This is a genomic window from Microbacterium sp. MF43, from assembly GCF_012847295.1.
Classification (GTDB): Bacteria; Actinomycetota; Actinomycetes; order Actinomycetales; family Microbacteriaceae; genus Microbacterium.
Genome location: NZ_JABBDY010000003.1, coordinates 422254 through 448194, shown reverse-complemented (window position 1 = coordinate 448194; position 25941 = coordinate 422254). Strand labels below are relative to the sequence as shown.

Genomic DNA, 25941 nt, shown 5'->3' with positions numbered 1-25941 from the left:
GCTCCGCTGGTCAGTCGGTGAGCTTCTCGGCGGCGGCGTCGACAGCGTCGGATGCCGCGGCACGGGCGTTCTCGGCGGCGTCGGCGGCGGCATCCTTCACATCGTCGACAAGTCCCGCCATGCGCGCCTCCTGCTCCCGGTAGGCGTCGCCGATGCGATCGGTGAACTCCGTGATGCGGGCGTCGACCTCCGCCAGGAGCTCGTGACCCCGAGGGTCCTTGTTCATGAGGTGTGCGACGACGAACCCGCCGGCGATGCCGAGCAGGAACCACAGCACGTTCTTCATGTCACCACTTCCTCGCGGGCCGCCGGGCGCGGCACCCCTCCATCGTAGGCGAAACGACGAAGGGCGCCGGGTGACCCCGGCGCCCTTCGCGGCCGAGACTCAGAGGCTCAGCGCACAGTGCTTGTTCGGACGCGGCGCCAGGCGCCACCTCCGGCCGCGGCGCTTAGCGCGCCGCGTAGTACTCGACGACGAGCTGGACGTCGCAGACCACGGGGACCTCGGCGCGCTTGGGGCGACGCACGAGACGGGCCTGGAGCTTGTCGAGCTCGACCTCGAGGTAGCCCGGGACCGGGGGCAGGACGTCGGCGTGACCGCCGGCGGCCGCGACCTGGAAGGGCTCGGTGCCCTCGGACTTGGGCTTCACGTGGATGAGCTGGCCCGGCTTCACGCGGAACGACGGGCGGTCGACGAGCTGGCCGTCCACGAGGATGTGACGGTGCACGACCATCTGGCGCGCCTGCGCGGTGGTGCGGGCGAAGCCGGCGCGGAGCACGAGGGCGTCCAGGCGCATCTCGAGCTGCTCGACGAGGTTCTCACCCGTCAGGCCCTGGGTGCGACGAGCCTCGTTGAACTGGATGCGCAGCTGCTTCTCGCGGATGCCGTACTGCTCGCGCAGACGCTGCTTCTCGCGCAGGCGGACCGCGTAGTCGCTGTCGGCCTTGCGCTTGGTGCGGCCGTGCTCGCCGGGAGCGTAGGGACGCTTCTCGAGGTAGCGGGCGGCCTTGGGGGTCAGCGCGACGCCGAGCGCGCGCGAGAGGCGGACCTTGCGGCGGTCCTGGGACTTCGTAGCCACGAAGTGATCCTTCCGATGACGTGGTCGCGACTTTCACGACTCACGGACGTATCTCCGTCTCCTCGCCCTGTCCGGACTGCACGCCGGGGCATGCCGGAAGGTCGGTCAAGAAGAGAGGGGATGCCCGAAAACACGGTCTCGAGCCGATCGAGTCTATCAGACTGGCCGGAAGGCCCGGTCAGAGCAGATGCCGCCCCCGCCCTCGCCGCGGAGGCGTCAGCGGTCCCCGGAGAGGATGCGCCGGATCTTCTCGAGCCGCGCCTGCACGTCTCGCTCGGCGCCGAGGGCCTTGGGCTCGTAGTAGCGTCGCCCGCGCAGCTCGTCGGGCAGATACTGCTGCGCGGAGACCCCGACCTCGGAATCGTGCGGGTAGACGTACCCCTTGCCGTGACCGAGCCGCTTGGCGCCGGGATAGTGGGCGTCCCGGAGGTGGACCGGCACGCGCCCGAAGCCCCCCGCCTGCACATCGGCGATCGCGGCGTTGATGGCGAGGTACGCCGCGTTCGACTTGGCGGTGGTCGCGAGATAGGCGGTCGCCTCCGCGAGCGGGATACGACCCTCGGGCATGCCGATGAGCTGTACGGCGTCGGCGGCCGCGACGGCGATCGTGAGCGCCTGCGGATCGGCGAGCCCGATGTCTTCGGCGGCCGAGATGATGAGGCGGCGGGCGATGAAGCGCGGGTCCTCCCCCGCTTCGATCATGCGGGCGAGGTAGTGCATCGCCGCGTCGACGTCGGAGCCGCGGATCGACTTGATGAACGCGCTGATGACGTCGTAGTGCTCGTCCCCCTGCCGGTCGTAGCGCAGCAGCGCGCGGTCGACCGCCTGCGCCACATGCTCGGCCGTCACCACGGGTGCGGCGTCGTCGCCGTCGGCGGGTTCGGCGAAGGATGCCGCCGCCTCGAGGGCGGTCAGCGCACGACGCGCGTCGCCCGAGGAGAGCCGGACGAGGGCGTCGCGCGCGTCGTCGCTCAGTTCGATCGAGCCGGCGAGGCCGCGGGGATCCGTCACGGCCCTGTCGACCAGGAGCCGGAGGTCGTCGTCGGTGAGCGGCTTGAGGGTGAGGAGGAGCGAGCGAGAGAGCAACGGTGAGATCACCGAGAACGACGGGTTCTCGGTCGTGGCCGCGATGAGAACGACCCACCCGTTCTCGACGCCCGGAAGCAGCGCGTCCTGCTGCGCCTTCGTGAACCGGTGGATCTCATCGAGGAAGAGGATCGTGGACTGGCCGTACAGGTCGCGCTGAGTGAGTGCCTCCTGCATGACCTCTCGGACGTCGCGCACGCCCGCGGTCACCGCGGAGAGCTCGACGAATCGGCGACCGGATGCGCGGGCGATGGCCTGCGCGAGCGTCGTCTTGCCCGTGCCGGGAGGACCCCACAGGATGACCGACGAGGCGGCGCGGGCAGCGGCATCCGGATTCGCGAGCGTCACCAGCGGCGACCCCGGTCGCAGCAGATGACCCTGCCCCGCGACCTCGTCGAGCGATGTCGGCCTCATGCGCACGGCCAGCGGCGTCTGCCCCTGGAAGAGCGCGGTCGGACTACTCACCCGACCAGGCTAGTCCGCCCCTGCGACAGGGGACGCGGTGGCGCTTTTGCTGCCGGAGACGCCTGCCCGTAGGATCAACCCCGGCCCGGGCGGCGACCCGGAGCGGAGGAGGTTCCGTGGCGAACGGTGGCAAGGACCGCGGTGCGCGGGAGTCGCGAGAGCGCGCCCGTCTGTATCAGGCGCGTCAGGAGTTCCACAACGGCCAGGCACGTCGCCGCACCCGCGACAATCTGATCGCGGGCATCGCGGGCGGCGTCCTGCTGCTCGGGGTCCTCGCCGCGCAGACCGCATATTTCGTGGCGGGTCCCGGTGCCCCCGAACCTGCTCCGACCACGACCACCGAGCCGGGAATGACGCCCGCGCCGACCGGCACTCCGACCCCGACGCCGACGTCGTCCGTGACGCCCACGCCGACGCCTGCTCCCTGACCGCGACCGCGGGATCGCTTCTCAGCGGAAGCGCTCCGCCGTACTAGGCTGGGGCCGTCCATCCCCCACAGGCGGCGTGAGCCGCGATGAGGTGCATCCCGTGACTGCCGCAGCAGAGTCCACTCCCGAGTCGACCGGTCCCGCGACCGACGACATCCAGCCCGAGATCTCCCCCGTCGACGCCGACGTCGACGGGACCGAGAGCGTCGCGACGGACGACGTTCCGCCCGCCCCTGAGACCGACGATGCGGAGGCTGACGCGGCTCAGCCCGAGGCTGCGAGCTCCGAAGAGGACGTCTCCGCGCCGGCGCCCGAGGCATCCGAGGTGCCGGTCGTCGAATCTGCCGAAGCCGACGAGGCGGAGACCGCTGAGGCGCCCGCGCCCGAGGCGTCCGCGCCGCCCGCCCGGCCCGCTCCCGTCCCGACCCCCCGCCCGCGCCCGGCGAACGCGCCGCAGGCGTCGGTCTCGACCGAGCCGTGGGGCCGTGTCGAGGATGACGGCACCGTGTCGGTCCGCGAGGGCGACGATTGGCGCGTCGTGGGCCAGTACCCCGACGGCTCGCCCGAAGAGGCTCTCGCCTACTTCGAGCGCAAGTACGCCGACCTCGCGAGCGAGGTCACTCTTCTCGAGGTCCGTCACCGCCGCGGCGGCGCGTCCGCCTCCGATCTTCGTGCGGCCGCGCGCGCCGTGTCGGCGAAGCTCGACGGAGCGGCCGCGGTCGGCGACCTGGCCACGCTGGAAGCCCGGGTCGCGGCTCTCACCGAGACGCTCGCCGCGGCATCCGAGTCCGAGGCCGCTGCCGCACGGGAGGCTGTCGACGACGCCATCCGCACGCGTACCGAGATCGTGGAGAAGGCGGAAGCACTGGCCGCCCGCGACCCGCGGACGGTGCAGTGGAAACAGGCCACGGCTGAGCTGAGCGAGCTGTTCGACCAGTGGCAGGCGCAGCAGCAGAACGGCCCGCGCCTGCCGAAGTCGACAGCGCAGCAGCTGTGGAAGCGATTCCGCGACGCCCGCTCGACGGTCGACAAGCACCGCCGCGAGTTCTACGCCGAACTGGACGAGGCGCATAAGGGCGTCAGGGAGCGCAAGACGAAGCTCGTCGAGAGGGCCGAGGCTCTCGCGCCGAAGGGTGAGGACGGCATTCCGGCCTACCGCGAGCTCCTGGATCAGTGGAAGACCGCCGGTCGCGCCGGCAAAAAGGTCGACGACGCCCTGTGGGCGCGCTTCAAGGCCGCCGGTGACGCCCTCTACTCCGCTCGCGTCGAGCGCGAGGCGGCCGATGCCGAGGCATCCCGCGAGAAGATCGACGCCAAGCGCGCGCTGCTCGAGGAGGCCAAGGCCGTCGCCGACGAGCGTGAGATCGCGAAGGCTCGCACGCTCCTCACGGGCATCCAGCGCCGGTGGGACGAGATCGGGCGCATCTTCCCGCGTGACGCCGAGCGCGGCCTCGACGACGACCTGCGCAAGATCGAGCAGGCGCTGCGGACGCGCGAAGAGACCGACTGGAAGCGGAACAACCCCGAGACCAAGGCCCGCGCGAACGACATGACGCGACAGCTGACCGACGCGATCGAGAAGCTCGAGCAAGAGCTCGCGGCGGCGAAGAAGTCCGGCGACAAGAAGGCGATCGCAACCGCCACGGAGGCGCTCGAGGCTCGCCGGTCCTGGCTCAAGGCGCTCGGCGGCTGATCCACAGCGTCGCACCGGACCGGGTTGTCCACAGCATTCCCGGTTCCCCCGACGGGCACCGGAGCGCGTGCGGCACACTGCCGCTATGGCGTCACCGTTCCTGTACTTCGTCGACGACCGGCTGTCGCTCGCTGAGCTGACAGCCGCCCGCCTCGACGGCGATGTCGTCGAGCTCGGCGATGCGTTCATCCCGGCCGATGCCATCGAGACGCAGAGTCTTCGCGCGGGATCGCTCGCCGGACTCCTCGGGGAGACTCTCGCGGCGACGCATCTCACGGCGGCCTGGGTGCGCGGTGCGATTCCCGATCCGCCGGCGCGCCACACCGTGCAGCGAGCGACGACGAGGCGCCTGCACTACACCCCCGCGCGGACGGTGCACTACCGCGATCTGGTCGTCGAGACGGGGGACCTGGAGTCGATCGGCGGGGTGTTGGTGACCACGCGCGTTCGGACGCTCGTCGACCTGTGCCGCGTCGACGACGATCACCACGCCCGCGCTGCCCGCCTGCTGGCCGCAGACGATCGCCAACTGGTCGACACGGCGGTGTCGCGCCTGGAGGCGGGCAGCCTCCCGCACAAGCGCGCTGCCCTCGCGCTGCTGCGCGGTATCGCGGCCGCGCAGGGAGCGCTCAGGACGACGTGACGCGATAGACGTCGTACACCGCGTCGATACGCCGCACGGCATTCAGCACGCGGTCGAGATGGACGATGTCGCCCATCTCGAAGACGAAGCGGCTCAGCGCGAGACGATCGCTCGAGGTCGACACCGACGCCGAGAGGATGTTGACGTGGTGCTCGCTGAGAACACGCGTGACGTCGCTCAGCAGACCTGAGCGGTCCAGGGCCTCGACCTGAATCTGGACGAGGAACACGCTCTTCGTCGTCGGCGCCCACTCGACCTCGATCAGGCGCTCGGGATCGGACATCAGCGATTTGACGTTCGTGCAGTCGGCCCGGTGCACCGACACGCCGCTCCCGCGCGTGACGAAGCCCATGATCTGGTCGCCGGGAACCGGAGTGCAGCACTTGGCGAGCTTCACGAGGATGTCGGGTGCGCCGCGAACGAGGATGCCGGAGTCGCCGTTCCTCGGCTGGCGGGAACGGCCCACTCCCGGAAGCTCGATCGGGCCGGTGCTGGTGTCGCTCGCGCTCACCAGAGCCGTGACCTTCTCGATCACGGACTGCGTGGAGACATGGCCTTCTCCGACCGCTGCGTACAGCGCCGAGACATCCTCATAGCGGAGCTGATGGGCGACCTCGGTGAACGAGTCCTGGCTCATGAGGCGCTGGAGGGGAAGATTCTGGCGGCGCATCGCACGTGCGATCGCGTCCTTGCCCTGCTCGATGGCCTCCTCGCGGCGCTCCTTGGTGAACCAGCCGCGGATCTTGTTGCGGGCGCGCGTGCTGCGCACGAAACCCAGCCAATCCTGGCTGGGGCCGGCGTCGGGATTCTTCGACGTGAAGACCTCGACGACGTCGCCGCTCTTGAGCTCCGTCTCCAGCGGCACGAGCCGGCCGTTCACCTTCGCGCCCATCGTGCGGTGCCCCACCTCGGTGTGCACGGCATAGGCGAAGTCGACGGGCGTCGCGCCGGACGGCAGTCCGATCACGCGACCCTTCGGCGTGAAGACGTAGACCTCTTTCGCGCCGATCTCGAAGCGCAGCGAGTCGAGGAACTCCCCCGGGTCGGCCGTCTCGGCCTGCCAGTCCGAGATGTGGGCGAGCCACGCCATGTCGGCGTCGACCGACTTCGCGTCGGTCTTGCCGCCGTTCATCCGCTCCTTGTACTTCCAGTGCGCGGCCACGCCGTACTCGGCCTGCTGGTGCATCTCGTTCGTGCGGATCTGGATCTCCACCGTGCGACCACCAGGACCGATCACGGTCGTGTGCAGCGACTGATAGAGATTGAACTTCGGGGTGGCGATGTAGTCCTTGAACCTGCCAGGCAGCGGCGTCCAGCGTGCGTGGATCGCTCCGAGCACGGCGTAGCAGTCCCTGACGCTGCCGACCAGAATTCGGATGCCGATGAGGTCGTAGATGTCATCGAACTCTCGGCCGCGCACGACCATCTTCTGGTAGACGGAGTACAGCTGCTTGGGTCGGCCCATGACGCGGCCGCGGATGCGCAGTTCGCGCAGATCGGAATCCACGGCGTCGATCACGCTCTGCACGTACTGCTCGCGCTGTGGCGTGCGCTGTTTGACCAGGCTCTCGATCTCGGCGTACAGCTTGGGATGGAGCACCGCGAACGACAGGTCCTCGAGTTCCGACTTGATCGCCTGGATTCCGAGGCGGTGCGCCAGCGGTGCGTAGATCTCGAGCGTCTCGGTGGCCTTCTTGCGCGCCTTCTCGGGCGGCACGAATCCCCATGTGCGTGCGTTGTGCAGCCGGTCGGCCAGCTTGATCAGCAGCACGCGGATGTCGCGCGACATCGCGACGATCATCTTGCGGACTGTCTCGGCCTGCGCGCTCTCCCCGTACTTGACCTTGTCGAGCTTCGTGACGCCGTCGACGAGCATCGCAACCTCGTCGCCGAACTCGGCCGAAAGCGCGTCGAGGGCATATCCGGTGTCTTCGACCGTGTCGTGCAGGAGCGCGGCGGCGATCGCCTTCGGCCCCAGGCCCAAGTCTGCGAGGATCTGCGCGACCGCCAGCGGATGCGTGATGTAGGGCTCGCCGCTCTGGCGGGTCTGCCCGCTGTGCGCGCTGTCTGCGACCGCGTAGGCCCGCTCGATGATCGACAGGTCGCCCTTCGGATGGTGCGTTCGCACCGTGCGCAGCAGCTGCTCGACATCGTCGCGGCGAGCTGACCGCGAGAAGATCCGCGGGACGAGGCGGCGCAGGGACGAGGTCTGGGCGGGAGGGACGGTCTCGGTCATCCGATCCCCTTCCCTCCGCCGGACCTCAATCCTACGCCCGCGTCCGAACCGCTCAGGCCGGCGTCACGGCGAGCTCGCGGGCCGCCTGGACGCGCTCGTCGCGCGCCTTGATCGGGCCCTCGTTCTCGCGCAGCAGCGAGTACAGCGGCGCAGCGACGAAGATCGTCGAGTAGGCCGCGACGATCGTCCCGACGAAGATCGACAGCGACAGGTCCGTCAACGTCTGGGCACCCGTCCACAGCAGGCCGATGAAGAGGATCGCACCGGTCGGCAGGATCGCGACCACCGTGGTGTTGATCGAGCGGACCAGCGTCTGGTTCACAGCGAGGTTGACCGACTCGCCGAACGTGCGCCCGGACACCTCGCCGTCCTCGCTGGTGTTCTCGCGGATCTTGTCGAACACCACCGTGGTGTCGTACAGGGCGTACGAGAGGATCGTCAGGAAGCCGATCACCGCCGCGGGAGAGATCTCGAAGCCGAAGAGCGCATACACGCCGATCGTGATGACGAGGACGTCGACCAGGCCGATGATCGCCGAGACGGACATCTTCCAGGTGCGGAAGTACAGGGCGAGGATCAGGAAAGTCAGCGCGAGGAAGATCGCCAGGCCCCACAGCGACTGGCGGGTCACGTCCTCGCCCCAGCTCGGGCCGATGAACGAGGCGCTCACCTGATCGACCGGCACATCGTACGCTTCGGCGAGTGCGGCGGATACTTCACGCGTTTCGGCATCGGTGAGCTGGTCGGTCTGCACGCGGACGGCGTCGGTGCCGATGGTCACGACCTTGGTCGTGGCATCCGGGACCACCGACTGGACCGCCTCGGTGGCGATCTCCTGATCGGTCGTCTCGACGCTGTTCACCGTGAACTGCGATCCGCCGGTGAACTCGATCGAGAACTGGATCGGCCGGAAGAGCGGGACGAGGGCCGAACCTACGACGAGGATCGCGGCGATGAGGAACCACAGCCGACGTCGTCCGACGAAGGGGAAGGAGGTCTTGCCGGTGTAGAGGTCGTTGCCGAGCTGGCTCATGGAGCGCATCAGTCGTCTCCCTCCTTGGCGGTCGTGCCGGGTTTGCCCTTGTCGGACGATGTCGCCGCGGCGAGTTCGGCCTGCTTGCGCTCGGCGATCGTCTGGCGGCGAACCGCCTCACTGCGGGACTTCACCGCGCGGCGCCCGGCGGCCGTGGTCGCCGAGGCGGCGACCGGCTCGCGGAACTGCGCGCGGCCGCGGTAGACCGCGCCGAGGGCGGTCGGGTCGAGGCCCGACAGCGGGTGACCGCTGCCGAAGAACCTCGTGCGGGCCAGCAGCTGCATCACCGGGTGCGTGAAGAGGATGAAGATCAGGACGTCGATCGCGGTCGTGAGACCGAGGGTGAACGCGAAGCCCTTCACCGTGGCGTCGGCGAGGATGTACAGCACGACGGCCGCGAGGATGTTGATCGACTTCGAGATGTAGATCGTGCGCTTGGCGCGGTCCCAGCCGTCTTCCACGGCGCTGGTGATCGACTTGCCGTCGCGCAGCTCGTCTCGAATGCGCTCGAAGTAGACGATGAACGAGTCGGCTGTGAAGCCGATCGTCACGATGAGTCCCGCCACGCCCGCGAGCGACAGGCGGAAGCCCATGCGCCAGGCGAGGATGCAGAGCGTCAGGTAGGTCAGCACCGCCATCACGACGAGCGACGCGATGATCACGAAGCCGAGCGCACGGTAGACGATGAGCGAGTAGATCGCCACGAGCGCCAGTCCGATGAGGCCGGCGATCAGGCCGATCTGCAGCTGCTGCGAGCCGAGCGTCGCCGAGATGGAGTTCGAGCTCTCGACGGTGAACGACAGGGGCAGGGCGCCGTACTTCAGCTGGTCGGCGAGGACCTTCGAGGACTCCTGCGTGAAGTTGCCGGTGATGCTCGGGTCACCGCCGAGGATGACCGCGTTCATCGAGGGCGCCGAGAGCACGTAGCCGTCGAGCACGAACGCGAACTGATTCAGCGGCGCATCGGCGCCGTAGAGGCGCTGGCTGATCTCGCCGAAGATGCGGGTGCCCTCGTCGTCGAAGCGCAGGTTGACGGCCCACAGTCCGTTGGTCTGCTGAAGCCCGAAGTTCGCGTCGTCGATAGACGAGCCGTCGAGCTCGACCGGACCGAGGATGTACTTGACGGAGCCATCCGGGTCGCACGTGATGAGGGGCTCGTCGGCGGGTGCATTGGCGGGGTCGTTCGCCGGGTCGGCGCAGTCGTAGGCGAGGTACGCGGCATCGAGCGCAGGAGTGATCCACGCGAGGTCGCTGCCGTTGGTGGGCTCGGCGGTCGGGGTGGCCTCGAGCGTCGGGTCGGGCGTCGGGTACGGCGTCTGCTTGCCGTCCTCGCCCGCGAAGGTGTTGGCCGGTGCACCGGCCCGCAGCACGGCGCGCAGCTGGAGCTGGGCGGATGCCTCGATGCGGTTCCGGGTCTCCTCGTCCGCCTGGCCGGGGATCTGGACGACGATCTGATTGCCCGCCTGCGTCGTGACGTCGGCCTCACCCACGCCCGAGGCGTCGACGCGCTGGCGGATGATCGTGACGGCCTGATTCATCTGCTCTTCGGACGGCGCTGCGCCGTCCTCGGTCTGCGCCTCGAGGACGATCTGCGTCCCGCCCTGCAGGTCGAGCGCGAGCTCGGGCGTCCAGGAGCTCTGCTGGAAGACGTACACGCCGAGCGCGTTGATGCCGGCCAGCAGGGCCGTGATCACGAGTAGGCCGGTCAGCGCGCGCCACGCATGACGGACGGGAGTGGAAGTCGCCACGGATTCCGCTTTCTGGAAAGAAGCCCGAACGGGCCGGTGGGATCAGGCCTGGGGCTTGGTGCCGGTCTCGCTGTCGGGGTCGGTCGTGTCGGCCCGGTCGTCGGCGGTCGCCACGATGGGGTCGGTCGCGGCGGGCGCCGACTGGTCGGGCAGGATCTCGTCGTCGGCGATCACGGGCTCGGTGGGGGCGACGACGCGGAGGATGGCCTGGCTGTGGACCTTGATGTCGACGCCGGGGGCGATCTCCACGATCGCCGGCTGGTCGAGGTTGTCGGGGTCGTAGGAGACGATCGTCCCGTAGAGCCCGCCCTGCAGCAGCACCTCGGCACCCGGAACCGTCTGACGTGCGCGCTCCTCCTGCTCGAGCTTCTGCTTCGCCATCCGGCGGCGCGAGCTCCAGAACATGAAGACCAGGAGCACGACCAGGAGGATGATGAGGCCGTAATTGGCGATGAAGTCGTTCATGAACGTGAGGTGACCTTTCGGGTCAGGCGCGCACCATGGCGGCACTGCCTGTGAGAAGGAGGGGCGGGCGAAAGCCTCCAGCGATTATAGGTCATCGAAGTCGAGCACCGATTCGGCGGGTCTCGCGCCGAGATGCTCGTAGGCCTCGGGGGTCGCGATCCGCCCGCGGGGCGTGCGGCCCATGAACCCGATGCGCACGAGGTAGGGCTCCACCACGGACTCGATCGTCTCGGGCTCTTCCCCGACGGCGACCGCCAGCGTGCTCAGGCCGACCGGCCCGCCGCGGAAGCGGCGGACGACCGCATCGAGCACGGCGCGGTCGAGGCGGTCGAGTCCGATCGCGTCCACGTCGTAGAGGTCGAGTGCGGCGTCGACCAGCGTCGTGTCGGCATCGCGCCCGTCGCCGTAGACGACGAGGTAGTCGCGCACGCGCCGCAGCAGGCGGTTCGCGATGCGCGGTGTGCCGCGGGAACGTCGCGCGATCTCTGCGCGCGCAGACGGGGGCACCGACACGCCCAGCATCAGCGAGGAGCGTTCGATCACCCGCTCGAGCTCCTCGGGCTCGTAGTACTCGAGGTGCGCCGTGAACCCGAAGCGGTCACGCAGCGGGTTCGGCAGCAGACCCGACCTGGTGGTGGCGCCGACCAGCGTGAACGGGGCGAGATCGAGCGGAATGCTCGTCGCGCCGGCGCCCTTGCCGACCATGATGTCGATGCGGAAGTCCTCCATCGCGAGGTACAGCATCTCTTCGGCCGATCGGGCCATGCGGTGGATCTCGTCGATGAACAGCACTTCGCCCGGAGTGAGGCTCGACAGCAGCGCGGCGAGATCGCCGGCGTGCTGGATCGCCGGACCGCTCGACAGGCGCAGCGGACGGCTGCTCTCGTGCGCGACGATCATCGCCAGCGTGGTCTTGCCGAGCCCGGGAGGGCCGGAAAGCAGGATGTGGTCGGGGGGCCGTTGCTGGATGCGGGCCGCGTCGAGCAGCAGCTGCAGCTGGCCGCGCACCTTCTGCTGGCCGACGAACTCGGACAGCGATGTCGGGCGCAGTGCCCCCTCGATCGCGAGCTCGGTCTCGTCCTCGGGCTCGGCGGCGTCGCGGAGGTCATCCACCGACGGGCTCCTTCCTCGCCGGGCCGAGCACGGACAGGGTCAGTCGCAGGAGCGCGGGAACCGAGGCGAGATCGGATGCCGCCGCATCACCCGAGACGGATTCCACCGCATCGGCTGCGATGCGTTCCGACCACCCCAGGCCGACGAGGGCCTGGACCACCTGGGCGGGTACGGCGGCCGAGGCATCCGCCCGCCCTGCCGCGGCGGGCCGCGACGCGACGATCTTGCCCGCCAGCTGCACGACGATGAGCTTCGCCGTCTTCGGCCCGATTCCCGAGACCCGGCGGAACGGGGCGTCGTCGTCTGCCGAGACCGCGTCGGCGATCTGTGCGACGGTCAGCGTGGCGAGCACCCCGAGTGCCGACTTGGGGCCGACCCCCGTGACACCGAGCAGCTGGGTGAACACCTGCAGCTCTTCGCGCTCCTCGAACCCGAACAGCGACAGCGCGTCCTCGCGCACGATGAGGGAGGTGTGCAGGCGGATCGCCTCGCCCACGTGCGCGCTGTGCGACACCTGGGGGGTGACCGCGACCGACAAGCCGACGCCGCCGACCTCGACGACGATCGAATCCGGCTCGACGTGCACCACCGTGCCGCGCAGTGACGAGATCATGGCTCGAGCCTACGGGCCGCTTCGGACGTTTGTTCGAGCGACACGCTCACCGTCGCGCGAGGCGCTCGGCATCGTGCCACGCCCGCTGGGCGGGTGTGAGGGGACCGGATGCCGCAGCCGGCGCTCCCCCGCGCCACGCGTGACACAGCGCGAGGGCCAGCGCATCGGCGGCATCGGCGGGTTGCGGCAGCTCGTCCAGCCGCAGCACGCGTGCGACCATCGTCTGCACCTGGCGCTTGTCCGCCGCCCCGTAGCCCGTGACGGCGGCCTTGACCTCGGAGGGCGTGTGGGTCGCCGCGGGGAGGCCGCGCTCCCCCGCGACCAGGAGCGCAATGCCGCTCGCCTGGGCGGTGCCCATGACCGTCTGCCGGTTGTGCTGGGCGAAGACGCGCTCCACCGCCACCACGCTGGGGCTGTGGGCATCGATGATCGCGCGCAGACCGGCGGCGATCACCGCGAGGCGCTCCTCGATCGGCGCTCCCGCGTCGGATCGGATGACCCCGACGTGGACCAGTCGGGCGGAGCGGTCCGGCGCGACGTCGACCACGCCGACACCGCAGCGTGTGAGGCCGGGGTCGATGCCCAGCACCCGCAGGGGCACCGCGCGCGTTCGCAGGGAGGTCACTCGCCTACGCTAAGCGGCTGGCACCGCGCGCGCGTCGAGGCGCACCGTGCGGTGCCTACTCGTCTTCCTCGAGCTCGGCCTGCACCTCCGGGGTCAGGTCGAAATTGCTGAAGACGTTCTGCACGTCGTCGCTGTCTTCGAGGGCGTCGATGAGCCGGAAGATCTTGCGCGCCGTGTCGGCGTCGATCTCCACCTTCAGGTTCGGCACGAACTCGACGTCGGCCGACTCGTACTCGATGCCCGCGTCCTGCAGAGCGGTGCGGACGGTGACCAGGTCGGTCGCCTCGGTGATGACCTCGAACCCCTGGGCGTGCGGCTCGACCTCTTCGGCACCCGCCTCGAGGACCGCCATCATCACGTCGTCCTCGGTGGTGGTCTCGCCGGACACGACGATGACACCCTTGCGCGTGAAGTTGTAGGCCACGCTGCCCGGATCGGCGAGGGTGCCGCCGTTGCGGGTCAGCGCGGTGCGCACCTCTGCGGCCGCCCGGTTCTTGTTGTCGGTGAGGCACTCGATCATCAGGGCGACGCCGTTGGGGCCGTAGCCCTCGTACATGATCGAGGAGTACTCGACCGACTCGCCGCCGATGCCGGCGCCGCGCTTGATGGCGCGATCGATGTTGTCCTTGGGGACGGAGGTCTTCTTGGCCTTGAGCACGGCGTCGAAGAGCGTCGGGTTGCCCGCGAGGTCGGGACCGCCGAGCTTGGCCGCCACTTCGATGTTCTTGATGAGCTTGGCCCACGACTTCGCACGGCGCGCGTCGATGACGGCCTTCTTGTGCTTGGTCGTCGCCCACTTGGAATGCCCGGACATAACTCTCCTGATCAGCTCGTCGGCGTCGCCGCCGACTGACCATTCTAATCCCGAGTGGTCCGTGCGCCGCGGGGTCGGGCTCAGCCGATGATCTTGCGCAGCGTGCGCAGATTCCGATTGGTGGTCCGCGACTTGTACGTCGTCTTGGCGATGAGCTTGGCGAACGGTGTATCGGTGCTCGACCCTTTGACCGGGTTCCAGTAGATCACGCCCGGTCCGGCCGCGACCGGGTCGGTCGAGGCATCCATCTGCGTCGCGGCTGTCACGAGCTCATCGCGCGTCGCGGTGTCTGCGCAGAAGATCACCCACGGCTGACGCGAGTCGTCGGCGTGATCGAACGGGAATCCGTCCGCGGCGGCGGTCAGCTCGGCGAGCGTCACGAGCACGATCCACGCGTCGTAGCCGAATCGTTCGCGAAGCGCCGTCTCGATCGATGCCGTGAGCTTCGAGCGGGCGGATGCCGCGGCATCCGTCTCGAAGACCACGTTCCCGCTGGCCAGCACGGTGCGCACGGCCTCGTAGCCGCGGGCGGTGAACAGCTCGGCGAGGTCTGCGCTGCGGATCGAGATCCCGCCGACGTTCACTCCGCGCAGGAGCGCGACCCAGGTCGTCATCGTTCAGAGGGCGAATTCGAACCCGAAGCGCGATGACAGGAGGGCGACCAGATCACGCGGCACCTTCGTGAGGTACGCGGGCGCGGGCGCGAGCGTCTCGGCCGATCCGATGAACGGGAAGTACACCGGACCGTCGGTCATCGCCTCGACCTCTCCGCGCACCGCGACGATCTCACCGCCGATGCGGCGCAGCCCCGCCAGGGTGATGGGACTCGCCAGGCGCAGGGTGTCGCTCACGGGCATGCGCCAGTGGGCCAGCTCGCTCCCCCGGCGGAGGCGCCGCTCCTCACCCAACGGTCCGAGGACGCGGCCCCAGGCGGCGATCCCCGGCACGGCGAGGGTGCGGTCCCATACGAACAGCGTGTCGCCGGGCTCGGTGTAGCCGACGAGTTCGTGCGACCACTCGAAGCGACGGTCGAGAGACGATTTCGGAGCCGACAGCGCGTCGCCCACGATGCCCTTCGACGGGGCGATCATCCAGTAACGCTCCTCGGGATGCTCGCGCCACCAGTGGTTGATCGTCATGCGACCGAATCTAACCGGTCGGAGCGCCGACCGTCATGCCCGTTGCACGGTCTCGAGGAAGAGCCTATGAAAGCGGTGCTCCCCCGTGACCTCGGGATGGAAAGCCGTCGCGAGCAGCGGTCCCTGCCGGACGGCGACCACCCGCCCGTCCTCGAGTTCGGCGAGTCGCTCGACGTCCGGACCCGACTCCTCCACCAGCGGGGCGCGGATGAAGACGGCATGGACGGGCGGGGCGCCGAGCGCGGGAACGTCGAGGTCGGTCTCGAACGAGTCGACCTGACTGCCGAAAGCGTTGCGGCGCACGGTCACGTCGAGTCCGCCGAACGTCTGCTGGCCCTGGATGCCGTCGGTGATCCGATCGGCCAGCAGGATCATGCCGGCGCACGTGCCGTACATCGGCATGCCGGCGGCGATCGCTCCGCGGATCGGCTCCCGCATGTCGAACGTGCGGGACAGTTTGTCGATCACGCTCGACTCGCCGCCCGGGATGACGAGGCCGTCGACGGCGGCGAGCTCGACCGGCCGGCGCACGAGGGAGACCTCGGCGCCGAGCCCCTCGAGGACTCGCGCGTGCTCGCGGACGTCGCCTTGCAGGGCCAGGACGCCGACGTGGGGACGAGAGGACGACACGGGCCGGTGAAGTTACCAGCCGCGCTCGGCGAGGCGGTGGGGAGCAGGGAGATCCGACACGTTGATGCCGACCATCGCCTCTCCCAGCCCGCGCGACACCTCGGCGATGACCTTGGCGTCGTCGTAGAACGTCGTCGCCTTGACGATCGCCGCGGCGCGCTGGGCCGGATTGCCCGACTTGAAGATCCCCGATCCGACGAAGACGCCGTCGGCGCCCATCTGCATCATCATGGCCGCGTCGGCGGGAGTCGCCACGCCGCCGGCGACGAAGAGGACGACGGGGAGCTTGCCGGTCTCGGCGACTTCGGCGACGAGCTCGTAGGGAGCCTGCAGCTCCTTGGCCGCGACGTAGAGCTCGTCCTTCGTCATCGAGCGGAGCACGTTGATCTCGCTCGTGATCTTGCGGATGTGCTTGGTGGCCTCGGAGACGTCGCCGGTGCCGGCCTCGCCCTTCGACCGGATCATCGCGGCGCCCTCGTTGATCCGGCGCAGCGCCTCGCCGAGGTTGGTCGCACCGCAGACGAAGGGGACCGTGAACCCCCACTTGTCGATGTGGTTGACGTAGTCGGCGGGCGAGAGCACTTCGGACTCGTCGATGTAGTCGACGCCGAGTTCCTGGAGCACCTGCGCCTCGACGAAGTGCCCGATGCGCGCCTTGGCCATGACCGGGATCGACACCGCTTCGATGATGCTGTCGATCATGTCGGGGTCGCTCATCCGCGAGACGCCGCCCTGCGCGCGGATGTCGGCGGGGACGCGCTCGAGCGCCATGACGGCGACCGCACCGGCGTCCTCGGCGATGCGCGCCTGCTCGGCCGTGACGACGTCCATGATGACCCCGCCCTTCAGCATCTCGGCGAGGCCGCGCTTGACGCGACCGGTTCCCGTGTCGACTGCACTCACGAGCATTTCCTTCCAGGCATCGCGCGGCGGGCGCGACGAGGTGTGACAAAGAGATCTATTGATCTAGGCCAAAAGATAGCATGGTCCGAAACGAACCATCGGCCCCAGCGAAGGACGGCGACATGGACCTCGACATCACCGGACGCTCGGCGTCGGAGATCGCGGACAGCCTGCGCGGCCTCGTGGAGCGGGGCGCGCTGCGGCCCGGTGACTCGCTCCCCCCGGTGCGGGCGCTGGCCGATGCCCTCGGCGTCAACCGCAACACGGCCGTCGCGGCCTACCGCCAGCTCACGGGGGCGGGAGTGGTGGTGACCCTCGGGCGCGGGGGCACGCGCGTCGCCGACCGGGCGGCGGTCGCGCAGGAGGGGTTCGCCGCCAACAGCGTCCTCCGCGACGTCGGCACCGGCAATCCCGACCCCGCGTTCATCCCCGACCTCTCGCGGGCTCTGGCGAGCCTGGCCGGCCGCCCGGTGCTCTACGGCGAGCCGGTCATCGACCCCGAACTCGAGCAGTGGGCCCGCGGCTGGATGCGCGATGCCGGGGTGCCCGACTTCGAGCTGACGATCACCAGCGGGGCCGCCGACGCCGTCGAACGCCTGCTCGCGAGTGCCCTGACCCGCGACGACGCCGTCGCCCTCGAGGATCCCTGCTTCCTCACGAGCATCCACACCGTGCGCGTCGGAGGCTACCGTGCGGTGCCGGTGCCCGTGGACGAGGAGGGAATGACCGTCGCGGGGCTGCGTGCCGCCCTCGAGGAGGGCGTGCGCGCGGTCGTGTGCACGCCGAGAGCTCAGAACCCGACCGGCGCCAGCCTGTCGGCCCGTCGCGCTGCGGAACTGCGGGCCGTCCTGACCGACCACCCGTACGTCCTCGTGATCGAGGACGATCACTTCTCGATGCTCTCTCGAGCGCCCTTCCACTCGGTCATCGGGCCGGAGCACCGGCGGTGGGCTCTCGTGCGCTCGGTCTCGAAATTCCTCGGCCCGGACACGTGCCTGGCGGTGACGGCGTCCGATCGCGAGACGGCCGACCGGCTGGCGACACGCCTGACGCCCGGGACCACGTGGGTGAGCCATCTGCTGCAGCGGCTCACGCTCGCCCTCGTGTCTGACGCGGTCGTACTGCAGCGGATCGAGCAGGCTGCGGCGCACTACGCCGCGCGCAACGATGCGTTCGCCCGACGGCTCACGGCCCGCGGAATCCCGACGGAGGCGCGAGACGGCCTGAACCTGTGGGTGGCGCTGCCGGTTCCCGCCCGAGCCGTCGTGGACAAGCTCATGCGACGCGGGTGGCTGGCCCGCAGCGGCGACGATTTCGTCCTGGGCGACCGCTCCCCGTCGCACCGGCTCCGCCTGACGGTGCACGACCTCGACGACGCCGCGTCCGACTCGCTGGCAGACGACATCGCGGCGGCGGTGGCGTCCGCGGCCGGGCGGCCGCTCGTCGCCGAGGTGGGATGATCGAGCGGTGAAGATCCTGTCGATCCAGTCCGCCGTGGCGTACGGCCACGTGGGCAACTCCGCCGCGGTGTTCCCCCTCCAGCGCATCGGCGTCGAGGTGCTCCCCGTCTACACCGTGAACTTCTCCAACCACACCGGGTACGGCGCCTGGCGCGGCCCCCTCATCAGTCCCGACGACGTGCGCGATGTCCTCACCGGAATCGAGGAGCGCGGCGCCTTTTCCGCGATCGACGTCGTGCTCTCGGGCTACCAGGGCGGTGAGGGGATCGCAGACGTGATCCTCGATGCCGTGCAGAAGGTGAAGGCCGCGAACCCGGACGCCGTCTACTCCTGCGACCCCGTCATGGGCAACGCGAAGTCGGGCTGCTTCGTCGCCCCCGCGATCCCGGTCCTGCTGCGCGACCGCGTCGTGCCCGCCGCCGACATCATCACGCCGAATCAGTTCGAGCTGGGGTTCCTCACCCACACCGAGCCCGACACCCTCGAGTCCACGCTCGAGTCGGTCGACCTCGTGCGGCAGTCGGGTCCGCGCACGGTCCTGGTGACGAGCGTGGAGCGCCCCGACGCCCCGGAGGGCACCATCGAGATGCTCGCCGTGGACGACAGCGGCGCCTGGATCGTGCAGACGCCGCGCATCCCGATGAAGGCGAACGGCTCGGGCGATGTGACCGCCGCTCTCTTCACCGCGCACTACCGCCGCACCGGCGACCTGGGCGACGCGTTGGCGCGCACGACCTCGAGCGTCTACGACCTGCTCGAGAGCACGCACGCCTCGGGTGAGCGGGAGCTGCGGCTGGTCGAGTCGCAGGAGGCCTACGCCCACCCGCGCATGCAGTTCGAGGTCCGCCAGGTGCGTTGAGGGGACGGATGCCGCGGCCGCCGGCCGGGGCATCCGGTGCTGTCAGTCGTTCCAGGCGTGCGCGAGGGCTTCGCGCACGTCGCCCAGCAGCTGCGGCAACGCCTTCGTGCGCGCGATGATCGGGAAGAAGTTCGCATCGGACGCCCAGCGCGGCACGACGTGCTGATGGAGGTGCTCGTCGACCCCGGCGCCGGCCACGCTCCCCTGGTTCATGCCGATGTTGAAGCCGTCGCAGCGGGAGACCGTGCGCAGCACGCGCATCGCCTGCTGCGTCAATGCGCCGATCTCGGCGATCTCCTGGTCGGTAGCCTGGTCGTACGTCGCGATGTGGCGGTACGGGCAGATGAGCAGGTGACCCGAGTTGTAGGGGAAGAGGTTCAGCAGCGCGTAGGCGGTGCGACCGCGCGCGACGATCAGACCGTCGGCGTCCGACTTGTGCGGTGCGGCGCAGAAGGGGCACTCTTCGCGCAGCGGGTCGGGCCCCGCCTGGATGTACGCCATCCGGTGCGGAGTCCACAGCCGCTGGAACCCGTCCGGGACGCCGGGGATGGTCGCCGCGTCGACGAGCGCCGGGTCCGAGGCATCCGTCTCCGGCGCATCGGGCCCGGGCTCGTCGACGGCCGTCACGAAAAGTCCTCCGCCGAGTTGACGAGCGCGTGGGTGGCGATCGTCTGACGTACGCGGCGCACGGCGTCGGCGATGGGAACCCCGTTCTCCTGCGAGCCGTCGCGGAAGCGGAAGGACACGGTGCCGGCGGCGCGGTCCTGCTCGCCCGCGATGAGCATGAGCGGGACCTTCTGGGTGGTGTGCGTGCGGATCTTCTTCTGCATGCGGTCGTCGCTGTGGTCGAGCTCGGCGCGCACGCCCTCAGCCCTCAACTGATCCACGATCTCACCGAGGTAATCGGCATACTCCTCGGCGACCGGGATCCCGACCACCTGCACCGGAGACAGCCAGACGGGGAACGCGCCGGCGTAGTGCTCGAGCAGGATCGCGAAGAATCGCTCGATCGAACCGAACAGTGCCCGGTGGATCATGATCGGGCGCTTCTTCTGCCCGTCGCGGTCGGTGTATTCGAGCTCGAAGCGCTCGGGCAGGTTCGGGTCGACCTGGACGGTCGACAGCTGCCAGGTGCGGCCGATCGCGTCGCGCGTCTTGAGGTCGATCTTGGGTCCGTAGAAGGCGGCCTCCCCGGGGACCTCGGTCAGCTTGAGGCCACTGGCCACCGCCACGTTGCGCAGCGCGTTCGTGGAGTAGTCCCAGAACTCGTCGGAGCCGATCCACTTGTCCTTCTCGTCGTCGCGCATCGACAGCTCGAGCTCGAAGTCCTCCAGCCCGAAGTCCCGCAGCATCGAGATGACGAACTCGAGCACCCGGGTCGCCTCGTCCTCGAGCTGTTCCGGGGTGACGAAGAGATGCGAGTCATCCTGCGTGAAGCCGCGGACGCGCGTGAGGCCGTGCAATGCCCCGGACAGCTCGTTGCGGTACACCGTGCCGTTCTCGGCGAGACGCATCGGCAGATCGCGGTAGCTGCGCGCACGCTCCTTGTAGATGAGGATGTGCATCGGGCAGTTCATGGGCTTCAGGTAGTAGTCCTGCCCGTGCTTCGTGATCTCGCCGTGCTCGTCGCGCTCCTCGTCCATCACGATGGGCGGGAACATCCCCTCCTTGTACGTGACGAGGTGGTTCGAGGTGAGGAACAGGTCCTCCTTCGAGATGTGCGGCGTGTACACGTAGGTGTACCCGCCGGCGACGTGGCGGCGGCGCGCGTGCTGCTCCATCTCGCCGCGCACGATTCCGCCGCGGGGGTGCCAGACCGACAGGCCGGAGCCGATCTCGTCGGGGAACGAGAACAGATCGAGCTCCTTGCCGAGCTTGCGGTGATCGCGCTTGGCCGCCTCCTCGAGACGGGTCTGGTAGGCGCGCAGCTCGTCCTTCGAGGGCCACGCGGTGCCGTAGATGCGCTGCAGCTGGGGGTTCTTCTCACTCCCCCGCCAGTAGGCTCCGGCGATGCGCTGCAGCGCCCAGCCGTTCCCGATCATCCGGGTGCTGGGCAGGTGCGGACCGCGGCAGAGGTCCTTCCACACGGTCTGGCCATCGCGGTCGACGTTGTCGTAGATCGTGAGCTCCCCCGCGCCCACCTCGACGGATGCGCCTTCGGCCGCCTCCTTCGAGCCGCCCTTCAGGCCGATCAGCTCGAGCTTGAAGGGCTCGTCGACGAGCTCCACGCGCGCTTCCTCGTCGGAGACGGCGCGGCGGACGAACCGCTGGCCCTCGCGGACGATGCGCTGCATCTCCTTCTCGATCGCCTTCACGTCCTCGGGCGTGAACGGGTGCTCCACGCCGAAGTCGTAGTAGAAGCCGTCGGCGATGGGAGGACCGATGCCGAGATTCGCCTGCGGGTTGATGCGCTGCACCGCCTGTGCCAGCACGTGCGCCGTCGAGTGGCGCAGGATGTCCAGCCCGTCGGGGCTGTCGATCGTGACCGGCTCGACGTCGTCGGCCTCGTCGACGCGCGTGGCGAGATCTCGGAGCTCGCCGTTGACGCGCAGGGCGACGACGGATCGGTCGGGGAACAGGGCGAACCCGTCGGCGGGATACGACACGGCGGAAGGGAGGACGTCGTCAGTCACGGAAACTCTCCTGGAGATGGCTCGGATCAAGGCTACTCAGCTTCGGACGCACGCCGCGTCCTGCCCGCTCAGGCGCCGAGCGTTCGCGTGCCGGCCGGCGCGGCGAAGACCGCGTTCACCGAACCGACGAGTTCCATGGTCCGAGTCTAGCCAGTCCTCCCGCCGTCCCCGGTCGGGCGCCGCGCCGCGTCCAACGCCGTTGTTCGCACCTGCAGGCGTACGCTCGCGGCATGAGACGACGCGCGCTCGAGTCCGGTGCGATCGCGTCGGCCGGCTACGACGCGGACGTCGCCGTGCTCGAACTGGAGTTCACGTCGGGAGAGGTGTACCGGTTCTATGCCGTCCCGCCGTCGATCCACCGCGGCCTGATCGGCGCGGACAGCGCGGGCCGCTTCTTTCGAGAGCACATCAGGGACCGATACCCGAACGACCACGTCCGATAGGGGCCGGAAATGACGAAACCCCCGCCGAGGCGGGGGTTCTGTGGTGCGCGATACTGGGATCGAACCAGTGACCTCTTCCGTGTCAGGGAAGCGCGCTACCGCTGCGCCAATCGCGCCCGTATGGGCTGTTCACTTGCTGAGTGGAGGTGGCGACGGGATTCGAACCCGTGTAAACGGCTTTGCAGGCCGGTGCCTAGCCGCTCGGCCACGCCACCGCGTGTGGTTTGACCCCACGTGCCGTGACTCTCCCGAAGGACAGTCCCTGCACTCGAGCGGATGACGAGACTCGAACTCGCGACCCTCACCTTGGCAAGGTGATGCGCTACCAACTGCGCTACATCCGCATTTCGCTCCCGGGATTCGCACCCCGGGCACTTGAAAGACTTTATCCCACGAACGGCGCCATGCAAAACCGGACGCCACCCGCGCGTGTCTCCCGGATGTGGTTCGAGCGAGCCCGCCGCGTCGGGTAGTATCGAGTCTCGGTCCTACGGACCACGGGCGATTGGCGCAGTTGGTAGCGCGCTTCCTTCACACGGAAGAGGTCATCAGTTCGAGTCTGGTATCGCCCACCATCCAGCCCCCGCCCCTGGCGGGGGCTTCGTCGTCGGACTGCGAATCGCCCCGGTCTTGTGCCGACGTCACGAATGCGCGGGCTCTCAGTCGCCGAGGCTCCATCCATAGCGTCGCTGCAGTGCGGTCGCCACGAGCGTGAATCTCTCGAGGTCGAGGACGGATGCCTCGCGCCGCATGCCCTCTCGATGGACGAGGTAGATCTGCTCGACGTCGACCCAGGACGGTCGCCCCGCCGAGTCCCACTCCCCCGAACCGATGGCCAGATAGTCGTGATCGCCCTGGTGGGATTTGCTGGTGAGGCGCACACCGTAGACCCGCTCGGCGTCGCGGCGCGCCACGATGAGCACCGGCCGGTCCTTGCCGCGTCCGTCCCGCTCGTCGTACGGCACCCACGTCCAGATCACTTCGCCCGCATCGGGGTCGCCGTCCACGTCAGGTGCATAGGACACCACTACCTCGCCCGGTCCGGGCGGTTCGACCTCGACCGTCGCGCTCGCGCCGGACCGGCCGGGCTCATCGACGAGTCCGTCCTGACGTCGCCCGCCCGCCGGCGCTGTCGCGGCGGGCGCCGGCCGGAAGATCTGCACGAGCCGAGTGAGAAGCCGGGGACGTGATGGCACGCGGCAACCCTACCCGCACGCCGAAGGGGCGCCGCGGAGATCCGCGACGCCCCTTCGGGCAGAGGAGAACGGGTCAGGCCCGGGTGTTCTCCAGGACGTAGCCCTCTTCGCCGTGGAGGACGGTGTCGATGCCGGCGACCTCGTCCTCGTTCTTGACGCGGAAGCCGATCGTCTTCTCGATGGCGAAGCCGATGACCCAGGCCAGGACGAAGGAGTACACCAGGACGGCGACGGCGGCGATCGTCTGCACGAGCAGCTGCGTGGGGTCGCCGGTCCAGACGAGGCCCGTCGCCTTCGCGAAGAAGCCGATGTAGAGCGTTCCGATGAGGCCGCCGACGAGGTGGATGCCCACCACGTCGAGCGAGTCGTCGAAGCCCCACTTGAACTTCAGTTCGATCGCGAGGGCGCACACGGCGCCGGCGATGAAGCCGAGCACGATCGCCCAGACCGGGTCGAGCGAGGCGCAGGCCGGCGTGATCGCGACGAGACCCGCGACGGCACCCGAGGCGGCACCGACAGAGGTGGGCTTGCCCTCCTTGAACTTCTCGACGACGAGCCAGGCGAGCAGCGCGGCGGCGGGGGCGGCGATCGTGTTGACGAATGCCAGTGCGGCAGTGCCGTCGGCGGCGAGCTCCGAGCCCGCGTTGAAACCGAACCAGCCGAACCAGAGAAGGCCCGCGCCGAGCAGCACGAACGGCGGGTTGTGCGGGACGTGAACGCCCTTCTGGAAGCCGACGCGCTTGCCCAGGACGAGCGCGAGCGCGAGTGCGGCCGCACCGGCGTTGATGTGGACGGCGGTACCGCCGGCGAAGTCGATCGCGCCGACGCCGAACCACTCCTGCATGCCGTAGGTGATCCAGCCGCCGTAGGCGAAGCTGCCGTCCTCGGCGAGGCCGAAGTTGAAGACCCAGCTGGCGACGGGGAAGTAGACGATCGTCGCCCAGATGGCGGCGAAGATCATCCAGGAGCCGAACTTCGCGCGGTCGGCGATGGCGCCGGACACGAGGGCGACGGTGAGGATCGCGAAGGTGGCCTGGAAGGCGACGAAGGCGAGCGGCGGGTAGGCGGCGCCCTCAGGCACCTCGATGAGCGCCGACAGGCCGACGGCGTTCCAGTCGATCGACCACGGCGGAACCAGGCCCTCAGATCCGGGGAACGCGATCGCATAGCCGTAGACGACCCACAGGACGCCGATCAGGCCGAGTGCGCCGAAGCTCAGCATCATCATGCTGATGACGCTCTTCGCCTTGACGAGACCGCCGTAGAAGAAGGCGAGTCCGGGGGTCATCAGAAGGACGAGCGCTGCTGCGATCAGGATGAATGCGGTGTTGCCTTGATCCATCTCAGGGGGAACCTCTCTGCAGGGACGCAGGTGTCGCGTCGGGTCCACCCAGTGTCGCGACCGCCCGTTTCCGCAGCGGGACACCTCGTGTTTCCCGCTCGTTACGCGACCGCCGCGTGCGTAAACATCGTGTTTCGCAGGGGCGGAAGCCCGCCGGGAATCAGGCGAGAGTCGACGCCACGAGGCGCGAGATCGCGCGCAGGTACTTCTTCCGATAGCCGCCGGCGAGCATCTCATCGGGGAACACGAGGTCCAGGGATGTGCCCGTGGCGCGGATCGGCAGCTCGGCGTCGTACACGCGGTCGATGAACGCCACGAACCGCAGCGCCGCCGACTGGTCGGTGAACGGCTCGACGTTTCGCAGGCCCACCGCACTCAGCCCTTCGATGAGCCGAATGTACCGCGACGGATGGACACGGGCGAGGTGCGCGATGAGAGCTGAGAAGTCGTCGTCCGACACCGGTCCGCGGGCCGAGGCATCCGCGACCGCCGCTTCGTACTCGGGCTGGGTCAGTACGGCGGCGTGCCCGTCCACCGCGCGGTGACGGAAATCGGTGCCGTCGATGCGGACGGTCTGGAAGCTCGCCGCCATCGCGTGGATCTCGCGCAGGAAGTCCTGGGCGGCGAAGCGGCCCTCCCCCAGCGCGTTCGGAGGAGTATTGGATGTCGCCGCCAGGCGGGTCCCCGTGCCGACGAGTTCGCCGAGCAGCCGCGTCATGACCATCGTGTCGCCGGGATCGTCGAGTTCGAACTCGTCGATGCAGAGCAGATCGGCGCCCCGGAACAGCTCCACGGTGTTCTGGTAGCCGAGCGCGCCGACGAGGGCGGTGTACTCGATGAAAGAGCCGAAGTACTTCCTTCGTGCGGGAAGCGCGTGGTACACCGCCGCGAGAAGGTGCGTCTTGCCGACGCCGAATCCGCCGTCGAGGTACACGCCGGGCTTGACCTCGGGGGCCTTCGCGCGGCGGAAGAAGCCGCCCTTGGCAGGCGTGGCCGTGCCCGAGAACGCCATCAGCAGGTCCTTCGCCGCCTGCTGCGAGGGAAACGCGGGGTCGGCACGGTACGTGTCGAACGTCGCATCCGCGAACTGCGGCGGGGGGACGAGGGCGGCGACCATCTCCGCCCCCGCGAGCTGAGGGGTGCGGTCCACGAGGTGGACGATGCCGGAGGCGGTGGGGACGGTCATGCGGATCCTGTGTCGGAGTCTTACGGAAGGGGGCGGCGCGGAAGCCGGGGAATCTAAGGTCGAAGACGACGGTTCAACCCTAGTCGTCACCACATCCGCCCCGACTGAG

Annotated in this window: 26 protein-coding genes and 4 tRNA genes; 7 read left to right on the top strand and 23 right to left on the bottom strand. The window is 69.2% G+C overall.

Annotation, left to right across the window (positions count from 1 at the left end):
- Positions 1–10: 10 nt before the first annotated feature.
- The 3 genes from HF323_RS10540 to HF323_RS10530 all read right to left on the bottom strand — a co-directional run bounded on the left by HF323_RS10540 (position 11) and on the right by HF323_RS10530 (position 2630).
- A complete protein-coding gene (locus HF323_RS10540; RefSeq protein ID WP_169582530.1) occupies positions 11–286 on the bottom strand; it encodes an ATPase in 276 nt (91 codons plus the stop codon).
- 163 nt (positions 287–449) lie between these two features.
- The gene (gene rpsD, locus HF323_RS10535; protein ID WP_169582529.1) at positions 450–1079 is read right to left on the bottom strand and encodes a 30S ribosomal protein S4; all 630 of its coding nucleotides are present in this window, start codon (positions 1077–1079) and stop codon (positions 450–452) included.
- 216 nt (positions 1080–1295) lie between these two features.
- Positions 1296–2630, bottom strand: a complete 1335-nt coding sequence (locus tag HF323_RS10530; RefSeq protein ID WP_169582528.1) for a replication-associated recombination protein A — start codon at positions 2628–2630, stop codon at positions 1296–1298.
- Positions 2631–2746: 116 nt separating this feature from the next.
- Here HF323_RS10530 and HF323_RS10525 point away from each other — a divergent pair, with 116 nt between their 5' ends.
- The 3 genes from HF323_RS10525 to HF323_RS10515 all read left to right on the top strand — a co-directional run bounded on the left by HF323_RS10525 (position 2747) and on the right by HF323_RS10515 (position 5394).
- On the top strand, positions 2747–3058 hold the full coding sequence (locus HF323_RS10525; RefSeq protein ID WP_169582527.1) for a dioxygenase: 312 nt from the start codon (positions 2747–2749) through the stop codon (positions 3056–3058).
- A gap of 100 nt (positions 3059–3158) precedes the next feature.
- Entirely contained in the window at positions 3159–4751 is a 1593-nt protein-coding gene (locus HF323_RS10520; RefSeq protein ID WP_169582526.1) for a DUF349 domain-containing protein, read from the top strand.
- Positions 4752–4836: 85 nt separating this feature from the next.
- The gene (locus HF323_RS10515; protein ID WP_169582525.1) at positions 4837–5394 is read left to right on the top strand and encodes a hypothetical protein; all 558 of its coding nucleotides are present in this window, start codon (positions 4837–4839) and stop codon (positions 5392–5394) included.
- On the opposite strand, the gene HF323_RS10510 is transcribed toward HF323_RS10515, so the two are convergent.
- The 12 genes from HF323_RS10510 to pdxS form a co-directional block, all read right to left on the bottom strand.
- Complete coding sequence (locus tag HF323_RS10510; protein WP_169582524.1) at positions 5381–7630, bottom strand: bifunctional (p)ppGpp synthetase/guanosine-3',5'-bis(diphosphate) 3'-pyrophosphohydrolase; 2250 nt, start codon at positions 7628–7630, stop codon at positions 5381–5383. The genes HF323_RS10515 and HF323_RS10510 overlap by 14 nt on opposite strands.
- A gap of 52 nt (positions 7631–7682) precedes the next feature.
- Complete coding sequence (secF, locus tag HF323_RS10505; RefSeq protein WP_169582523.1) at positions 7683–8672, bottom strand: protein translocase subunit SecF; 990 nt, start codon at positions 8670–8672, stop codon at positions 7683–7685.
- A complete protein-coding gene (secD, locus tag HF323_RS10500; RefSeq protein WP_169582522.1) occupies positions 8672–10411 on the bottom strand; it encodes a protein translocase subunit SecD in 1740 nt (579 codons plus the stop codon). Before secD ends, secF begins: the two co-directional genes overlap by 1 nt.
- A gap of 42 nt (positions 10412–10453) precedes the next feature.
- Positions 10454–10876 (bottom strand): preprotein translocase subunit YajC, encoded by a 423-nt coding sequence (locus HF323_RS10495; protein WP_169582521.1) that lies wholly within the window; start codon positions 10874–10876, stop codon positions 10454–10456.
- 84 nt (positions 10877–10960) lie between these two features.
- Complete coding sequence (gene ruvB / locus HF323_RS10490; RefSeq protein ID WP_169582520.1) at positions 10961–11989, bottom strand: Holliday junction branch migration DNA helicase RuvB; 1029 nt, start codon at positions 11987–11989, stop codon at positions 10961–10963.
- Positions 11982–12602 carry a Holliday junction branch migration protein RuvA gene (gene ruvA / locus HF323_RS10485; RefSeq protein WP_169582519.1) on the bottom strand — a complete coding sequence of 207 codons (621 nt, stop codon included), beginning with the start codon at positions 12600–12602 and terminating at the stop codon, positions 11982–11984. Before ruvA ends, ruvB begins: the two co-directional genes overlap by 8 nt.
- 46 nt (positions 12603–12648) lie before the next feature.
- Positions 12649–13218, bottom strand: coding sequence for a crossover junction endodeoxyribonuclease RuvC (ruvC, locus tag HF323_RS10480; RefSeq protein WP_211160515.1), 570 nt, complete (start codon positions 13216–13218; stop codon positions 12649–12651).
- 64 nt (positions 13219–13282) lie between these two features.
- Positions 13283–14041: a YebC/PmpR family DNA-binding transcriptional regulator gene (locus HF323_RS10475; RefSeq protein WP_169582518.1), complete on the bottom strand. Its 759-nt coding sequence runs from the start codon at positions 14039–14041 to the stop codon at positions 13283–13285.
- An 80-nt stretch (positions 14042–14121) separates the two neighbouring features.
- Positions 14122–14655, bottom strand: a complete 534-nt coding sequence (locus tag HF323_RS10470; protein ID WP_169582517.1) for a DUF1697 domain-containing protein — start codon at positions 14653–14655, stop codon at positions 14122–14124.
- Between the two features lie 3 nt (positions 14656–14658).
- Positions 14659–15180 carry a hypothetical protein gene (locus tag HF323_RS10465; RefSeq protein ID WP_169582516.1) on the bottom strand — a complete coding sequence of 174 codons (522 nt, stop codon included), beginning with the start codon at positions 15178–15180 and terminating at the stop codon, positions 14659–14661.
- 33 nt (positions 15181–15213) lie between these two features.
- A complete protein-coding gene (pdxT, locus tag HF323_RS10460; protein WP_169582515.1) occupies positions 15214–15810 on the bottom strand; it encodes a pyridoxal 5'-phosphate synthase glutaminase subunit PdxT in 597 nt (198 codons plus the stop codon).
- A 12-nt stretch (positions 15811–15822) separates the two neighbouring features.
- Positions 15823–16719 (bottom strand): pyridoxal 5'-phosphate synthase lyase subunit PdxS, encoded by an 897-nt coding sequence (gene pdxS / locus HF323_RS10455; protein ID WP_211160444.1) that lies wholly within the window; start codon positions 16717–16719, stop codon positions 15823–15825.
- 116 nt (positions 16720–16835) lie between these two features.
- Here pdxS and HF323_RS10450 point away from each other — a divergent pair, with 116 nt between their 5' ends.
- Both HF323_RS10450 and pdxY read left to right on the top strand, forming a co-directional pair.
- Positions 16836–18173, top strand: a complete 1338-nt coding sequence (locus HF323_RS10450) for an aminotransferase class I/II-fold pyridoxal phosphate-dependent enzyme (RefSeq protein WP_169582513.1) — start codon at positions 16836–16838, stop codon at positions 18171–18173.
- Between the two features lie 7 nt (positions 18174–18180).
- Positions 18181–19032: a pyridoxal kinase PdxY gene (gene pdxY, locus HF323_RS10445; protein ID WP_169582512.1), complete on the top strand. Its 852-nt coding sequence runs from the start codon at positions 18181–18183 to the stop codon at positions 19030–19032.
- Between the two features lie 42 nt (positions 19033–19074).
- Here pdxY and HF323_RS10440 read toward each other — a convergent pair whose 3' ends face one another.
- Entirely contained in the window at positions 19075–19659 is a 585-nt protein-coding gene (locus HF323_RS10440; protein ID WP_188241689.1) for an HIT domain-containing protein, read from the bottom strand.
- Positions 19656–21665, bottom strand: a complete 2010-nt coding sequence (thrS, locus tag HF323_RS10435) for a threonine--tRNA ligase (RefSeq protein WP_169582511.1) — start codon at positions 21663–21665, stop codon at positions 19656–19658. Before thrS ends, HF323_RS10440 begins: the two co-directional genes overlap by 4 nt.
- Before the next feature lie 230 nt (positions 21666–21895).
- Here thrS and HF323_RS10430 point away from each other — a divergent pair, with 230 nt between their 5' ends.
- Positions 21896–22108 carry a KTSC domain-containing protein gene (locus tag HF323_RS10430; RefSeq protein WP_169582510.1) on the top strand — a complete coding sequence of 71 codons (213 nt, stop codon included), beginning with the start codon at positions 21896–21898 and terminating at the stop codon, positions 22106–22108.
- A 41-nt stretch (positions 22109–22149) separates the two neighbouring features.
- On the opposite strand, the gene HF323_RS10425 is transcribed toward HF323_RS10430, so the two are convergent.
- The 3 genes from HF323_RS10425 to HF323_RS10415 form a co-directional block, all read right to left on the bottom strand.
- Positions 22150–22224, bottom strand: a tRNA-Val gene (locus HF323_RS10425).
- Positions 22225–22249: 25 nt separating this feature from the next.
- Positions 22250–22323 (bottom strand) — tRNA-Cys (locus tag HF323_RS10420).
- A gap of 56 nt (positions 22324–22379) precedes the next feature.
- Positions 22380–22452: transfer RNA gene (locus HF323_RS10415), tRNA-Gly, on the bottom strand.
- Positions 22453–22607: 155 nt separating this feature from the next.
- Here HF323_RS10415 and HF323_RS10410 point away from each other — a divergent pair.
- A tRNA-Val gene (locus HF323_RS10410) sits at positions 22608–22683 on the top strand.
- A gap of 84 nt (positions 22684–22767) precedes the next feature.
- On the opposite strand, the gene HF323_RS10405 is transcribed toward HF323_RS10410, so the two are convergent.
- The 3 genes from HF323_RS10405 to zapE form a co-directional block, all read right to left on the bottom strand.
- Positions 22768–23304 carry a type II toxin-antitoxin system PemK/MazF family toxin gene (locus HF323_RS10405; protein WP_169582509.1) on the bottom strand — a complete coding sequence of 179 codons (537 nt, stop codon included), beginning with the start codon at positions 23302–23304 and terminating at the stop codon, positions 22768–22770.
- 73 nt (positions 23305–23377) lie between these two features.
- A complete protein-coding gene (locus tag HF323_RS10400; RefSeq protein WP_169582508.1) occupies positions 23378–24646 on the bottom strand; it encodes an ammonium transporter in 1269 nt (422 codons plus the stop codon).
- Positions 24647–24806: 160 nt separating this feature from the next.
- Positions 24807–25832: a cell division protein ZapE gene (gene zapE / locus HF323_RS10395; RefSeq protein WP_169582507.1), complete on the bottom strand. Its 1026-nt coding sequence runs from the start codon at positions 25830–25832 to the stop codon at positions 24807–24809.
- Positions 25833–25941: the final 109 nt, after the last annotated feature.

What these genes read in the sequence shown, in the direction of transcription:
- HF323_RS10540 (WP_169582530.1), bottom strand. Translation starts at nt 286, where the DNA reads ATGAAGAACGTGCTGTGGTTCCTGCTCGGCATCGCCGGCGGGTTCGTC.
- HF323_RS10515 (WP_169582525.1), top strand. Translation starts at nt 4,837, where the DNA reads ATGGCGTCACCGTTCCTGTACTTCGTCGACGACCGGCTGTCGCTCGCT.
- HF323_RS10510 (WP_169582524.1), bottom strand. Translation starts at nt 7,630, where the DNA reads ATGACCGAGACCGTCCCTCCCGCCCAGACCTCGTCCCTGCGCCGCCTC.
- secF (WP_169582523.1), bottom strand. Translation starts at nt 8,672, where the DNA reads ATGCGCTCCATGAGCCAGCTCGGCAACGACCTCTACACCGGCAAGACC.
- HF323_RS10495 (WP_169582521.1), bottom strand. Translation starts at nt 10,876, where the DNA reads ATGAACGACTTCATCGCCAATTACGGCCTCATCATCCTCCTGGTCGTG.
- ruvA (WP_169582519.1), bottom strand. Translation starts at nt 12,602, where the DNA reads ATGATCTCGTCACTGCGCGGCACGGTGGTGCACGTCGAGCCGGATTCG.
- HF323_RS10475 (WP_169582518.1), bottom strand. Translation starts at nt 14,041, where the DNA reads ATGTCCGGGCATTCCAAGTGGGCGACGACCAAGCACAAGAAGGCCGTC.
- HF323_RS10470 (WP_169582517.1), bottom strand. Translation starts at nt 14,655, where the DNA reads ATGACGACCTGGGTCGCGCTCCTGCGCGGAGTGAACGTCGGCGGGATC.
- HF323_RS10465 (WP_169582516.1), bottom strand. Translation starts at nt 15,180, where the DNA reads ATGACGATCAACCACTGGTGGCGCGAGCATCCCGAGGAGCGTTACTGG.
- pdxS (WP_211160444.1), bottom strand. Translation starts at nt 16,719, where the DNA reads ATGCTCGTGAGTGCAGTCGACACGGGAACCGGTCGCGTCAAGCGCGGC.
- HF323_RS10450 (WP_169582513.1), top strand. Translation starts at nt 16,836, where the DNA reads ATGGACCTCGACATCACCGGACGCTCGGCGTCGGAGATCGCGGACAGC.
- HF323_RS10430 (WP_169582510.1), top strand. Translation starts at nt 21,896, where the DNA reads ATGAGACGACGCGCGCTCGAGTCCGGTGCGATCGCGTCGGCCGGCTAC.
- HF323_RS10400 (WP_169582508.1), bottom strand. Translation starts at nt 24,646, where the DNA reads ATGGATCAAGGCAACACCGCATTCATCCTGATCGCAGCAGCGCTCGTC.
- zapE (WP_169582507.1), bottom strand. Translation starts at nt 25,832, where the DNA reads ATGACCGTCCCCACCGCCTCCGGCATCGTCCACCTCGTGGACCGCACC.